Origin of the sequence: Sinomonas albida, from assembly GCF_004919045.1 — a bacterium.
GTDB lineage: Bacteria > Actinomycetota > Actinomycetes > Actinomycetales > Micrococcaceae > Sinomonas > Sinomonas albida.
The window spans coordinates 1-13,207 of record NZ_SWDW01000026.1; the positions used below are offsets into that span (position 1 = coordinate 1).

The 13,207-nt window shown below is 69.9% G+C and carries 16 protein-coding genes and 1 pseudogene; 8 read left to right on the forward strand and 9 right to left on the reverse strand.

The window, feature by feature from the left end:
• On the forward strand, positions 1–309 hold a 309-nt coding region (locus E6A26_RS17805), incomplete at its 5' end, for a hypothetical protein (protein ID WP_211129224.1).
• Between the two features lie 292 nt (positions 310–601).
• On the opposite strand, the gene rpsN is transcribed toward E6A26_RS17805, so the two are convergent.
• The 5 genes from rpsN to E6A26_RS17330 all read right to left on the reverse strand — a co-directional run bounded on the left by rpsN (position 602) and on the right by E6A26_RS17330 (position 2,386).
• The gene (gene rpsN / locus E6A26_RS17310; protein WP_136612454.1) at positions 602–907 is read right to left on the reverse strand and encodes a 30S ribosomal protein S14; all 306 of its coding nucleotides are present in this window, start codon (positions 905–907) and stop codon (positions 602–604) included.
• Positions 908–910: 3 nt separating this feature from the next.
• Complete coding sequence (rpmG, locus tag E6A26_RS17315) at positions 911–1,081, reverse strand: 50S ribosomal protein L33 (protein ID WP_136612455.1); 171 nt, start codon at positions 1,079–1,081, stop codon at positions 911–913.
• Complete coding sequence (gene rpmB, locus E6A26_RS17320; protein WP_136612456.1) at positions 1,081–1,317, reverse strand: 50S ribosomal protein L28; 237 nt, start codon at positions 1,315–1,317, stop codon at positions 1,081–1,083. Before rpmB ends, rpmG begins: the two co-directional genes overlap by 1 nt.
• Positions 1,318–1,581: 264 nt before the next feature.
• Positions 1,582–2,052 (reverse strand): SRPBCC family protein, encoded by a 471-nt coding sequence (locus E6A26_RS17325; protein WP_136612457.1) that lies wholly within the window; start codon positions 2,050–2,052, stop codon positions 1,582–1,584.
• Positions 2,045–2,386: an ArsR/SmtB family transcription factor gene (locus E6A26_RS17330; RefSeq protein ID WP_136612458.1), complete on the reverse strand. Its 342-nt coding sequence runs from the start codon at positions 2,384–2,386 to the stop codon at positions 2,045–2,047. Before E6A26_RS17330 ends, E6A26_RS17325 begins: the two co-directional genes overlap by 8 nt.
• A 127-nt stretch (positions 2,387–2,513) precedes the next feature.
• Here E6A26_RS17330 and E6A26_RS17335 point away from each other — a divergent pair, with 127 nt between their 5' ends.
• Positions 2,514–3,170 (forward strand): NADPH-dependent F420 reductase, encoded by a 657-nt coding sequence (locus E6A26_RS17335; RefSeq protein WP_136612459.1) that lies wholly within the window; start codon positions 2,514–2,516, stop codon positions 3,168–3,170.
• A gap of 110 nt (positions 3,171–3,280) precedes the next feature.
• Here the strand turns inward: E6A26_RS17335 and E6A26_RS17340 are convergent, their stop codons facing one another.
• Positions 3,281–3,742 (reverse strand): hypothetical protein, encoded by a 462-nt coding sequence (locus E6A26_RS17340; RefSeq protein WP_136612460.1) that lies wholly within the window; start codon positions 3,740–3,742, stop codon positions 3,281–3,283.
• Positions 3,743–3,885: 143 nt separating this feature from the next.
• Between E6A26_RS17340 and E6A26_RS17345 the strand changes: the two genes are divergently transcribed.
• Both E6A26_RS17345 and E6A26_RS17350 read left to right on the forward strand, forming a co-directional pair.
• Positions 3,886–5,871 (forward strand): acyl-CoA dehydrogenase family protein, encoded by a 1,986-nt coding sequence (locus tag E6A26_RS17345; protein ID WP_136612461.1) that lies wholly within the window; start codon positions 3,886–3,888, stop codon positions 5,869–5,871.
• A gap of 33 nt (positions 5,872–5,904) precedes the next feature.
• The gene (locus E6A26_RS17350) at positions 5,905–6,816 is read left to right on the forward strand and encodes an alpha/beta hydrolase (RefSeq protein ID WP_136612462.1); all 912 of its coding nucleotides are present in this window, start codon (positions 5,905–5,907) and stop codon (positions 6,814–6,816) included.
• Positions 6,817–6,837: 21 nt separating this feature from the next.
• Here E6A26_RS17350 and E6A26_RS17355 read toward each other — a convergent pair whose 3' ends face one another.
• Both E6A26_RS17355 and E6A26_RS17360 read right to left on the reverse strand, forming a co-directional pair.
• On the reverse strand, positions 6,838–7,947 hold the full coding sequence (locus E6A26_RS17355; protein ID WP_136612463.1) for an enoyl-CoA hydratase/isomerase family protein: 1,110 nt from the start codon (positions 7,945–7,947) through the stop codon (positions 6,838–6,840).
• Positions 7,944–8,819, reverse strand: a complete 876-nt coding sequence (locus tag E6A26_RS17360; RefSeq protein WP_136612464.1) for a gamma-glutamyl-gamma-aminobutyrate hydrolase family protein — start codon at positions 8,817–8,819, stop codon at positions 7,944–7,946. The genes E6A26_RS17355 and E6A26_RS17360 overlap by 4 nt, the downstream gene beginning before the upstream one ends.
• Before the next feature lie 157 nt (positions 8,820–8,976).
• On the opposite strand from E6A26_RS17360, the gene E6A26_RS17365 reads away from it, so the two are divergent.
• The 4 genes from E6A26_RS17365 (at position 8,977) to E6A26_RS17380 (ending at position 12,913) form a co-directional block, all read left to right on the forward strand.
• Positions 8,977–9,825 (forward strand): enoyl-CoA hydratase/isomerase family protein, encoded by an 849-nt coding sequence (locus E6A26_RS17365; protein WP_136612465.1) that lies wholly within the window; start codon positions 8,977–8,979, stop codon positions 9,823–9,825.
• Between the two features lie 106 nt (positions 9,826–9,931).
• Positions 9,932–11,362, forward strand: coding sequence for a ferredoxin reductase family protein (locus tag E6A26_RS17370; RefSeq protein ID WP_136612466.1), 1,431 nt, complete (start codon positions 9,932–9,934; stop codon positions 11,360–11,362).
• Complete coding sequence (locus E6A26_RS17375; protein WP_136612467.1) at positions 11,359–11,925, forward strand: FMN-binding protein; 567 nt, start codon at positions 11,359–11,361, stop codon at positions 11,923–11,925. Before E6A26_RS17370 ends, E6A26_RS17375 begins: the two co-directional genes overlap by 4 nt.
• Before the next feature lie 82 nt (positions 11,926–12,007).
• Positions 12,008–12,913 (forward strand): FAD:protein FMN transferase, encoded by a 906-nt coding sequence (locus E6A26_RS17380; protein ID WP_136612468.1) that lies wholly within the window; start codon positions 12,008–12,010, stop codon positions 12,911–12,913.
• A gap of 175 nt (positions 12,914–13,088) precedes the next feature.
• Here the strand turns inward: E6A26_RS17380 and E6A26_RS18185 are convergent.
• Positions 13,089–13,207, reverse strand: a pseudogene (locus E6A26_RS18185) (IS30 family transposase); the annotation flags it as partial.

Sequence of the window (13,207 nt, forward strand, 5' to 3'; positions counted from 1 at the left end):
CAGGATCAAACTCTCCGTCAAAAACAAAAAAACAAAGAAAACCAGGACAAAGCGGAAAAACCCCGCCCCGGCAATCCGATCCAAGCCGAAACCCAGCCCACACACACGGGGTGCGCACAGACCAGGCAAACAGCCATCAAAAAAATGGCATCAATCCAAACATGGCACGCTATTGAGTTCTCAAACAACAGGCCCAACAGGTACATCCCCAAGCACAAGACCCGGAATATCTCCCCGCCGAACGAGTTTCAACCTTACCGGCTTCCCCGGCCCTTAGCAAATCCGCGTTTCGGCGAATTCGAAGGCTGAATTCTTCCAATCATTCGCAATTCCATTCAGCTTCACTGGGCATAGCCCGGCACGCCGAACCGAGTTCGAATTTGATCGGGATTTTGTCGCCTCACCCTGCTGGGCGGGCAACCTGATCTACAGTACACGGGCCCGCGCCCGCCTGCAACTCGGCCTGACGTTCAGGCGAGTTGGCCGGCAGCGGGGCCCGAAAAAACACCGCAGGGGCGGCACCCTCGAACGGGTGCCGCCCCTGCGGACGGTGCTGCGGCGTCGCTGCTAGGCAGCGCACTTCAGCACGAGGCTGTGCTGCTTACCAGGACGACTTCGTGACGCCCGGGAGCTCGCCACGGTGCGCCATGTCGCGGAAGCGCACGCGGGAGATGCCGAACTTCTGGAACGTGCCGCGCGGGCGGCCGTCGATCTGGTCGCGGTTGCGGAGGCGAACCGGAGAAGCGTCGCGGGGAAGCTTCTGCAGGCCGAGGCGTGCGGCCTCGCGTGCCTCGTCCGTCGCGTTCTCGTCGACGAGGGTCTTCTTGAGCTCGGCACGCTTCGCGGCGTAGCGCTCCACGATGACCTTGCGCTGCTCGTTACGGGCAATCTTGGACTTCTTGGCCATGGTTTAGCGCTCCTCTCGGAACTCGACGTGCTTGCGGACGACCGGATCGTACTTCTTCATGACGAGACGATCGGGGTCGTTCCGACGGTTCTTGCGGGTCACGTAGGTGAACCCGGTCCCCGCGGTGGACTTGAGCTTGATGATCGGACGGGCGTCCTTATCCTTCTTGGCCATCAGAGCTTCACACCCTTCGCAAGGAGCTCGGCGACGACGGAGTCGATGCCACGCACGTCAATGGTCTTGATGCCACGGGCCGAGAGCGTGAGGGTCACGTTGCGGCGCAGGGACGGCACCCAGTAGCGCTTCTTCTGGATGTTCGGGTCGAACCGACGCTTGGTGCGGCGGTGCGAGTGCGAGATCGAGTGGCCGAATGCGGGCTTCGCCCCGGTCACCTGGCAATGTGCTGCCACAGTTCGCTCCTCCAAGTTGTAGTCAACAGTTGCAGTAAAAATGACGGTCCGCAGATGCGTCCCGTCACCTTGATGCACCGTAGTTCTGCAGCTTTCCGGAGGGTGACCAGGCGGGGTGAGAGCCAGCCGAAGTTCCTCGCCGCGGGTTGGACGGTGTCTTCAGTGCCGAGAAGTGGACTCCACTGCATACGACAGCCTTAAATACTAGGCCTCTCGGGAGAGGCCCGCAAATCCGGCCAGATCGGCCGGTTCCATGGTAGCCGCCTAGCCCTCGCGCGCTACCCCCTGGGTCTCGCCGGCGACCTGGGCTAGACGGCTGAACATGTGTCCGCCCCAGCCGCCGCCCATGATCTTGCGGGCCATCTGGTCGCCCGGGTGATCCGCGCGGAAGCCCTCCTGGGCAAGGCTCAGGAGGGTGCCGCCGTCGTGCGCCTCCAGGTGGAAGGTGACCGTGGTCTTCATGTCATTCTCGGGAGACTCGTCTTCCCAGGAGATGACCAGATCCTCGGGCTCGCGCAGCTCGAGCACCTCGCACGCGATGACTCCGGAGAAGCGCGTGGCCGGGATCGGGTCGGTGCGGAACGTGAAGCGATGCCCCACGACCGGCGCGAAATCGTTGGGCATGAGCCACCGGGCCAGGAGCTCGGGGGTGGTGAGCGCACGCCAGACGACGGCGGGCTCCTGCGGGAGGAAGTCGACGACGCGGATAACGGTGAGGTCTGCGGTCTCAGTCATGGGAGGCATCCATTTCTAGCAACGTGGCGAGCCGGGACACCCGGCCGCGCCAGAACTGTTCGTAGGGCTCGAGCCATTCGCGCAGGAGCGTGAGCGGTTCGGGGGTCAGCGAGTAGAAGCGATTGCGGCCCGCCTGGCGCTCGGAGACAAGGCCGACGTCGCGCAGCACCTTGAGGTGCTCCGCGACACTGGGGCGCGCCATGGCGTAGCGGTCCGCGAGGGACTGCGCCGTCTCGGGTCCGTCGAGCAGGGCCGACAGCAGGTCCCGGCGGACCGGATGCGAGAGCGCCGCGAACACGTGGTCCGTGGGGGTCTCCCTACTTTGTCGGGGCATGCCCTCACAATACGTAGGAATTTTCCTACATGTCAACCCCGAGCTGACCGGGCCTTGACGCTCGGGAATATCAGGCGTTGAATCATAGTTGTAGCTTCAACAAATCTCGGGTACGAAGGAGCACACCATGAGCGACATCACGATCATCGGAACCGGCAGCATGGCCCGCGGCATCGCGAGCCGGGCCATTGCGGGCGGGCGGAGCGTCCAGCTCCTCGCCCACGAGGACCGTTCCAAGGCCAGCGCCCTCGCTGCCGAACTCGGCGGCGACAGCACTGGCCTCGTGACCACCGGAGTCCTCGGCGATGCGATCAGCGGTTCGATCGTCATCGCGGCCGTCTACCTCGAAGCGTCGAAGGCGATCCTTGCCGAGCACGGCACTGCGCTCGACGGCAAGGTGTACGTGGACATCACCAACCCGATCGACTTCTCGACGTTCGAGGGCCTCGCCGTTCCCGAGGGCTCATCCGCCGCCGAGGAACTGCAGAAGATCACCGGCGCGCGGGTCGTCAAGGCGTTCAACACGACGTTCGCCGGGCCGCTCGTGGCCGGCGAAGTGGGCGGACAGGCCCTCGACGTCCTCATCGCGGGCGACGACGACGACGCCGTCCAGGCGGTGGCCGACCTCGCGAAGGCCGGGGCCCTGACACCGATCGTCGTGGGTCCGCTGCGGCGCGCGCGCCAGCTCGAGCAGCTCGGGTTCCTCAACATCCTGCTCTCGGCAAACGAGTCGCTGCCCGAGTTCCAGTGGAACTCGGCGGTCAGGTTCGTGACAGCGGGCTGAGGGCCGGCACCTCAGCCTTCCCTAACGGACGCCCTTCCCCGCCATGGCGCTGCGGACCCGCGGCACCACTGCGGGGAAGCCACTCACTACGACCCCTGGGCGGGCGACCCTCAGCGGGCATCCATCCATCCGCTGTCCTGCACCCACCGCGTGACCTCCAGCGCATCGCCGTAGACCCTCGTGGTCAATATGGCGACATTCACCATCCTGTTTTCGGCGTTTTCCGAGTCGATCATTTCGGTGGCCGTGCGTTTGGCTTCATCCCGAGTCCTCGCATCGAAATGATGCGGCTCCGACTGGCCGCGACCCGTAGTTGCATTGCGTGCCGAATAGATGAATGTGACCTCAAAGCTCGGCATTGCAGCCCCCCTCTTTGCTGTTAAGCCCCAGAACGGCGCGACGGCCGGTTCTGACGAGAGTACTTCGGCGACCGCCAGCCTCGCTAGACCGAGAAAGACCCCCACCCGTCCCGGGCTAAAGGCTTTCGAGAAAGCACTAGCCGAGTCGCCGAATAAAGCCGCTCGCAGGCTCAATCGCGCGTCGAGGCGACGAAATGCGGAAAAGGCGATCACCAGCGGCCCAAGCCACGCGCCGTGGGCGCGGGACGCCCTGCCCCGGAATTTCCCTACCCGCCAGTAGCACCCGGGAGTAGCATGGGATGACAGCTGAAGGGTCACCGGCCCGCGGCGGCCCCAGGGGAACAAAGGGGGCTGCCATGACCACGGATACCGCCAGTTCGGGAACCCAATCGGCGGACCGCGAGCCTGGCTGGGACGAATCCCGGGCGGTCGCGGAGGCCAGCCGGGAGACAGAATGGCGCCGGCGCAGCTTCGCCAAGGCCCTCTACCTCGGCGACTTCCAGTGGGACCTCATCTACCCGCCGCCCGTCCCGCCCGCCGAAACCATCGCGGAGGGCGACGAGTTCCTCCGCAAGGTCGAAACGCTCGCGCGCACTTTCGACGGCTCCCGGATTGAATCCGAAGACCGCATCCCGGACGAATACCTCCGTGCCCTCGCAGAGCTCGGCGTGTTCGGCATGAAAATCCCGCGAGAGTACGGGGGCCTGGGCCTCACGCTCGCGTACTACGGGCGCGCCCTCATGATCCTCGGCTCGGTCCACCCGAGCCTCGGGGCGCTCCTCTCGGCGCACCAGTCGATCGGCGTGCCCGAACCGGTCAAGATGTTCGGCACCGAGGCCCAGAAGCACGAGTACCTGCCGCGCTGCGCCGCGGGCGCCGTGACGGCCTTCCTGCTCACCGAGCCGGACGTCGGCTCGGACCCCGCGCGGCTAACGACGACGGCGCAGCTCGCCGAGGATGGGCAGAGCTACGTCCTCGACGGCTCCAAGCTCTGGACGACCAACGGCGTGATCGCCGAGCTCGTCGTGATCATGGCCAAGGTCCTCCCCCACGGCGCCGCGGGAGACCTCGCCCCGGGCAGCGGAGGCATCACCGCGTTCGTGGTCGAGATGGACTCCCCGGGCATCACGGTCGAGAACCGCAACTCCTTCATGGGACTCAAGGGCCTTGAGAACGGCGTCACCCGCTTCGACGGAGTCAGGGTCCCTGCGGAGCAGCGCGTGGGCCGCGAGGGCCAGGGCCTCAAGATCGCGCTCACGACCCTCAACACAGGCCGCCTCTCGATCCCGGCCCTGTGCGCAGGCGGCGCGAAGTGGTCGCTCAAGATCGCGCGCGAATGGTCCGGCGCGCGGGTCCAGTGGGGCCGGCCCATCGGGCAGCACGAGGCTGTGGGCAAGAAGATCGCGTACATCGCCGCGACGACGTTCGCACTCGAGGCGGTCTTCGAGCTCTCCGCCGCCCTCGCGGACGCAGGCATGAAGGACGTCCGCATCGAGGCGGCCCTCGCGAAGCTCTGGGCGAGCGAGATGGCGTACAAGGTCGCGGACGAGCTCCTCCAGATCCGCGGCGGCCGCGGCTACGAGACGGCTGCGTCGCTCCGGGCCCGCGGGGAGCGCGGCGTGCCGGCCGAGCAGCTTGTGCGAGACCTCCGGATCAACCGGATCTTCGAGGGTTCGACCGAGATCATGCAGCTGCTCATCGCTCGCGAGGCTGTGGATGCCCACCTCGCGGCCGCCGGAAGCCTCGCGCGCGCCGACGCGAGCTTTTCCGAGAAGGCCAAGGCCGCCAAGGACGCCTCGGGGTTCTACGCGCGCTGGCTCCCCGGCCTGTTCGCGGGCTCGGGGCTGGATCCGCGCGCGTTCCGGGAGTTCGGTCCCCTCGGAAAGCACCTCCGCTACGTCGAGCGCGCGTCGCGACGGCTCGCCCGGCACACGTTCGTGGGGATGGGCCGGTGGCAGGCCGGGCTCGAGCACCGGCAGGCCTTCCTGGGCCGAGTCGTGGACATCGGGGCCGAGCTCTTCGCGATGGCGGCCTCGTGCAGCTGGGCGGAGCACCTGCGGACCTCGGCTGCCCCGGGAGGCTCGAACGCCCGCGACCTCGCGGAGGCGTTCTGCGAGCAGTCCCGGCTGCGGGTCGAAGCTCTCTTCGACGCATTGTGGGTCAACACCGACCCCGAGGACCACAGCCTGACGAAGCGGGTCCTCACGGGCGACTTCGCGTGGCTCGAGGCCGGAGTCCTCGACCCGTCCGACGGGACAGGTCCCTGGATCGCCGAACGAACGGACGGCCCGACCGACAAGCCTGACGTCCGGCGGACCGTTCCCTCGCCGCAGCGGGACTAGGCCGGACTCATGGCCGCGCGGCAGCCTCCGCACATGCCGTCCGCCGGACGCCTGGCACTTGCGTCCGCCGCCGCAGCGGTCCGGACCGCGGGCCGGATCTCGCCGAGCCTCGGCGCCGCGGCGGCCCTGCCGCTCTTCATGAACACGAGGCCCCGCATGGCCGTTCGGGCCGAGGAAATGCCCGTGATCGAGGCCGCCGAACGGAGCGAGCTGCCGGTCCCGGGCGTCCGCGGTCGCGGCGGGCATGCCGTCGCCTACTCGTGGCCGGCGCCCCAGACGGCGCGGGAGGACGCCGCCGCGAGCGGAACAGTCCTCCTCGTGCATGGCTGGGGCGGGCGCGCAGCCCAGTTCGCCCCGCTCGTCCGCGAACTGCGCGCGGTCGGGTGGGGCGTCGTGGCGTTCGATGCGCCCGCGCACGGATCCGCCCCGGGCCGAGGCACGTTCATCGTCGATTTCCATGCCGCCATGGCGGAGCTGCAGCGCAGGCACGGGGCGTTTCGCGCCGTCGTCGGCCATTCCTTCGGGGCGTTCGCCGCGCTCATCGCGGTCGCCGAGGGCCTCGAGACGTCGCGGATCATCGCGATCTCGAGCCCCTCGGACAGCGACTTCCTGGTGCGTTCGTTCGCCGCGGCCGTGGGCCTCGGGAAGGCCTCGACGGAGGCCTTGCGCGATCGCTTCGCCCGGCGCCTCTTCCCCGGCGAGACGGGGCTGTACGAGCGCTACTCCGCCGCCAGACACCCGCTTCCCGACGGCGTCCGGCTGCTCCTCGTGCACGACGACGGCGACCGCACCATCCCGCTGTCCGAATCGGAGCGGCTCCGCGCGGCGCATTCAGCGTGGCTGGATGATCAGGTTGAGCTCATGACGACGACCGGGCTCGGGCACCAGCGGATCCTCTCGGCACCTCCGGTGCTCGAGGCCGTCACGGCGTTCGTTTCCGGCTAGCGAATCCGGAAGCGCGGCAGGTTACCCGTTCGGCCCGGCCTGGAACGCGGCGTCGACCTCGTCCGGGTTCACGTCCTCGATGCGTCCCGGCTGCCATGCAGGCGCGCCGTCCTTGTCGATGAGGAGCGCGCGAACGCCCTCGCGGAAGTCGCTGCGCGCAATGAGCGCCTCCCCGAGCGCGAGGTCCTGGTCCAAGACGGCGTCGAGCGAGCCGAGCTTGGGCGAGCGGCGCAGGGCCGCGAGCGTCACGGCGACGGAGAACGGGCACATCTTCTGCAGCTCCGCGAGCGCGGCCCCGGCCGCCTCGGACGCTGGGCCCTCTCCGGCGGCGAGCTCCGCGAGTCTGGCCGCGATGCCGACGGCGGACTCCCCCGCATAGGCGTCATCGACCCACTGCCGCTCCTGGGCGAGCGGTGCGGGAGGGGGCTCGACCGCGAAGGAGGCTGCGACGTCGTACGCCCAGCCGCGCTCCTCGCCCTCCGTCCCCCGGCCACCCGCGGCCCCGGAAGCCCCCGCGACAACGCCGGCGCTCGCCTCGGCGAGCGCGTCGACGAGCGCGTCGAGCCGCGCGGACGGCACCATGACGTCCGCCCACCCGAGCAGGATCGCGTCAGCCCCGCCGGCCTGTCCGGACGTGAGGCACAGGTGCGTCCCGAGCTCGCCGGGGGCGTTCGCGAGGAGGAGGCTCATGCCGACGTCGGGCGTGAAGCCGATGCGCGTCTCGGGCATCGAGACGAGCGTTCGCTCCGTGACGACGCGCACCGACCCCGACCCCAGCGGCGCGTGCGCCGAAATGCCGAGGCCGCCGCCCATCGTGATCCCGTCCATGAGCGGGATGTACGGCTTCGGATAGCGGCCGATGAGCGCGTTGAGGCGGTATTCCTCGGTCCAGAAGTGGACGGCGTCGGCGTCGGAGCCGCGGAAAAGCGCGCGGACGTCGCCGCCGGCGCACAGGCCGCGCTCGCCACCGCGCACGACGACGGCGCGCACCTCGGGCGCCTCGGCCCACTCGAGCAAGTGCCGCTCGAGGGCGAGCACCATGCCGAGATCGAGGGAGTTGAGGGCCCTCGGACGGTCGAGGGTCAGGGTGCCGAGGCCGCCGCGGACCTCGGCGAGGACGTGCTCGCTCATCGGGTGCTCTCCTGGATCTGCCGGGTGGCCCTCGGGGCCGCCTCTGTGCTTGCCGTCGGGGATCGCTTCTCACGGCAGGCCGCGACGAACGTGCGCATGATGGCGTCGAGCTGGGCTGCTTCCGTCTGCGGATCCTCGGGGTGCCACTGAACCGCGACGAGCCAGCGCGCGGGGTCTTCTGCTTCAAGCGCCTCGATCACCCCATCCGGAGCGGTCGCGGCGACGCGAAGCCCCGCGCCCACCCGGGCCGCCGCCTGATGGTGCCCCGAGACGACAATGGCCGAACCGCCCAAGGCCGTGGCGAGCCGGGTGCCGGGCTCGATCGTCACCTCGTGGAGGACCATCGGGCCGGTCGGGTCGGCGTGGTTGCGGTGGATGCCGTCCGCGCCGAGATCCTCGTGAAGGCTCCCGCCGAGCGCGACGTTGATGACCTGGAGGCCGCGGCAGATGCCGAGCACGGGACGGCCCGTCTCGAGGGCTTGGACCACGGCGGAGGCCTCGAACGCGTCCGCGTTCTCGTCCACGCCGGAGACCGTGGGGTGGTCCGGGTCGCCGTCGTACAGAACGGGGTCGACGTCGCCTCCGCCCATGACGAGCAGCCCGTCCCACTCGGCGAGCGGGCTCAGGAGGGCGCCCGCGTGCAGCCGGTCGGCCGCGTCGAGGACGACGACGGCGCCCCCCGCGCGCTCCACGGCGGCCACCGCGCTGGTGGTCAAGGCGTCGAGCTCGGCGTGGAACCAGGCCTCGTGGGAGGGCGCCGTGTCCGCCCACGTGACCGCGATGCGGGGCGAACTGGGCGCGCCGCCAGTGTCTGGGCCGAGGCCGGCTCCCAGGAAGGAGGTGGACTGGGCACGCGTCTGCTCCGTCGCCATGGGCTCAGCCTAGCGGTGTTCCTGCCTCGGCTCGGGCTACGGCCGCTGACCGCGTCCGCCAGCCGAACGCGGACCTTGGGGACGAGACCGGAGGGAAAAGACTCCGGTCTCGTCCTGCGCCTCCGGTCTCGCGGCCCGGGGCGGTAGCCTGTGCCCCATGGACTTCGGCAGCTTCGAGACCCTGACCATCGAGACGTCCGACGGCGTCGCCACCATCACCATCAACCGCCCCGAAGCACTCAACGCCCTCTCCCAGAAGGTCGTCGAGGAGCTCGCGAGAGTGTGCGAGGTCCTCAACAACGTGGGCGGCTCGGGCCTTGCCAACGACCCCGCGGGCGCGGCAACGGACGACGGCGCGTGGCAGGTCCGAGGCGTCATCCTCACGGGGGCGGGCGGGAAGGCCTTCGTGGCCGGTGCTGATATCCGCGAGATGACCGCGATGAACCTGGACGAGGGCGAGTTCTACGCGCGATCGATGCACACCATCACGCTGGCCCTCGAGGCGCTCCCTGTGCCCGTCATCGCGTGCGTGGACGGCTACGCGCTGGGCGGCGGCTGCGAGCTCGCCCTCGCTGCGGACTTCATCTACGCGAGCGAGAGGGCGCAGTTCGGCCAGCCCGAGGTGAACCTCGGCCTCGTCCCGGGCTTCGGCGGCTCGGTCCGTCTCCAGCAGCGCGTGGGCCTCGGGATGGCCCGCGAGCTCATCTACACCGGCCGGCGCATCGACGCGCACGAGGCCCACCGGCTCGGGCTCGTGAACCGCGTCCTCCCAACCCGCGAGGAACTCCTCGCGGCCGCCGCCGAGACGATCCGGGAGATCGCCACGAAGGCGCCGACCGCCGTCGCGCTTGCCAAGCGCTCGATCAACGAGGCGACCGGCCGCCCGACGGCGGAGGGGCTCGACGCCGAGGCACGCGCCTTCCGCGCCGCATTCAGCACCGAGGACATGCGCGAGGGCACCGATGCGTTCGTCAACAAGCGGCAGGCGGTTTTCCCCGGCCGCTGAGCCGCCGAGCGCGGTCCCGGCCGGCGCTACTGGCCCCTGAAACCCCACATTCTGCCTCCAGCACCGTCACAGCAGATCAACAGGACCGGCGGCGAAAGTTGTTGACATGACGACAGCTTTCCGTTCCGCCGATCGGCCCTCGACGCCGCCGCACCCGCGGACCGGTGCTGCCCTGTCCCGCGACCTGCGAAACCGCGGGCGCCGTCGTCTGCTGCGCGAGGACGCACTCACGGCGCTCGCCTGGGCCTCGGGGGCGGCCGCCGTCGCCCTCTATCTTGCGGACGGCGGCGCCGGGCAGTTCACGAGCCCGAGCCCCGCACTCACGGCCATCGGCGTCGTCGCGGGCCTCATCGGCACCGACCTAGTGCTCGTCATGCTCCTGCTCGCGGCGCGCATCCCGCTCATCGACAACGCGATCGGCCACGACCGCGCCATGGCCGTCCACGGGAAGCTCGGCAAGCCGGCGCTGTACCTCATCCTCGCCCACATGGTCTTCCTCCTGCTCGGCTATGGAATGGCGGACGGGCTCAACCCGATCGCCGAGGGCGTCTCGATGTGGGTCAACCTGCCCGATATGTGGCTCGCGTTCATCTCGATTGTGCTGTTCATCGCCGTGGTCGTGACGTCCCTCGTGGCGGTGCGGCGGCGCTTCCCGTACGAGTTCTGGTACGTGGTCCACCTGCTCACGTACGCGGCCGTTCTGACGGCGCTCCCCCACCAGTTCAGCGTGGGCGGCCTGTTCGCCGACGGCCAGTGGCAGCGCTGGTACTGGATCGCGTTCTACGTCGTGGTCCTCGCTGCCCTTCTCCGCTACCGGATCTATGCCCCGCTCGCACTCACCTTCCGCCACCAGCTCACCGTCCAGCGCGTGGTGCCAGCGGGCGACGGCGCCGTGAACGTCGAGCTCACGGGCCTGCGGCTCGAGGAGCTGGCCGGCTCGGGCGGGCGCTTCTTCATCTGGCGGTTCCTCGCGCCGGGGATGTGGTGGCACCACCACCCGTTCAGCCTGTCCGCGGACCCCGTCGCGGGGCGCGTGCGGATCACCGTGCGGGACCTCGGCCGGGGCAGCGCCTCCCTCATGACCGTCAAGCCGGGCACGAAGGTCTCGGTCTCCGGCCCGTACGGCCTGTTCGGCCACGCCGCCCGCACGCGGGCCGGGCTCGTGCTCGTCGGCTCCGGCATCGGCATCACGCCGCTGCGGGCCATCCTCGAGCGGGCCGAGTTCGAGCAGGGCCAGGCCACCGTGATCCTGCGGGCCTCGACGCCCGGGACGCTGTACCTCCGCGACGAAATCGCCGAGCTCTGCCGGCAGAGAGGAGCAACCTTGTACGAACTCGTAGGCCACCGTGCCCGCACCGGCAACACGTGGCTCCCCCGCCATCAGACCGGGCAGCGGCTCGCCGACTACGTGGCGAACCTGTCCGATTCAGACGTCTACGTGTGCGGCCCGGACAAGTGGGCCGAATCCGTCCTCGCCGACGCCAAGGCCACGGGGCTCGCGGGGACGCAGCTCCACCGCGAGAGGTTCGACTGGTGAGGGCCCGCGCAGCGGCCGCCGCCGCCCTCGCCTCCGCCGGAATCCTCGCGGCGGGCTGGCAGGCCGGGAACCAGGTCATCGAGGCCTCGAGCACCACTGGGGTCGCGAAGACCGGCACGGGCGCGACCGGCAACGCCGGTGCCGGAGACTCCACCGGCCCGGCAAGCGGCGGCGCGGGCTCGAGCACCGGCACCGGCGGCACGGGTTCCTCCGGCGGCACAGGCTCCTCCGGCGGCACCGCGGGTTCGAGCGGGAGCCAAGGGTCGTCGTCGTCCGCCAGCCTCAAGAACGGGACGTTCAACGGGCCCAGCGAGGATACGCGCTTCGGCACGGTCCAGGTCGCGATTGTCGTGGCGGGCGGAAAGATCACGGACGTCAAATCCCTGCACCTCACCGACGCCGAACGGCGCTCGCAGATGATCAGCGCCTACGCCGCGCCGATCCTGCGCTCCGAGGTGCTCAAGGCCCAGTCGGTCAACGTCGACACGGTGAGCGGAGCGACGATCACGTCCGACGCCTACCTCACGTCGCTTCAGGGAGCCGTCGATGCTGCCCATGCCTGATCCGCAGCGCGCGCACGGAGCGCCGAGCGCGTCCGGCGCTCCCGCTGGAGACGCTCCGCTCCGGGCGCGCACGTTCCTTGCGATGGGCACGGTGGTGAGCCTCACGGTCGCCTTCCCCGACGGCCACAGCGACGAGGCCACCGATCGCCTCGACGCCGCCTCGCGCGTCATCGAAGCAGACTTCGAGGCACTCGAAGCTCGCTTCAGCCTCTTCCGCAACGACTCCGAGGCAAGCGCCCTGGCCCGCGGCGTCCTCCGGCTCGCCCACGCGAGCCCCTTGATGCGCGGCTACTACGCCGAGGCGGTCGACTGGCGCCGCCGCACGCACGGCGCCTTCACGGCCGAAAGGCCCGACGGCGTCCTCGACCTCAGCGGGCTCGTCAAGGGCCGCGCGATCGCCGAGGCAGGCCGCTCGCTGGCTGCCCTCGGCCTGCACCATTGGTGCCTCAACGCTGGCGGCGATGTGCTGGTCTCCGGCACGCCGACGCCTGATCCCGCCGGCGCCTCCTCCACGGACGGCGGCGGGCAGCGAGCCACGGGTGGGAGGGCCGCCCGCCCGTGGCTCGCAGGAATCGTCGACCCCGCGGACCGGCGCACGCTGCTGGGCGCCTACCCGCTGGGCGACGAACCGTCGACGGCGGCCTCCGCCGCAGCTTCCCCTGCGGCGCTGGCCGACGCCTCGGGCGCCGGCGCCGGCACCGGCGAAGGACCGGCGACGGCGGGGACCCGCCTCGCGCTCGCGACGTCCGGGAGCGCCGAGCGCGGCGACCACATCTGGGCCGTGGGCAGGGGGCGCCCTGAGTTCGTCCAGGTGAGCGTCGCCGCCGCGGACATCGTGACGGCAGATGTCCTGGCGACCGCGATCGTGGCGGGCGGCCGCGACATGCTCGACCTCGCGACCGCCCAGTGGGACGTGGACGTCCTGGCCGTGACGCGCGACGGCGGCCTCCTCGCGACCCGCGGGTTCCGGGCCCCTCGGGCGGCGTAGCCCTCACGCCGCCGCGGCCGAACTCCCCAGCTTCCGCGCCAACCTCCCCAGCTTCCGCGCCAACCTCCCCAGCTTCCGCGCCAACCTCTCCAGCTTCTAGGGGACGACGGCGCGACTCACCGCCAGTTCTCCGCGACACACCGCGGGTTGAAGGCTAAAGCTGGGGAGGGCGGTCTCAAGGGGTGTTGGCAACGGCTGCTGCGAGGTCTTCGAGGAAGACTTCCCGTGGTGTTCTGAAGCCTAAAGCCTTGCGGGGCCGGTTGTTCAGTTCGAAGGCGATCGCGTCGACGTATT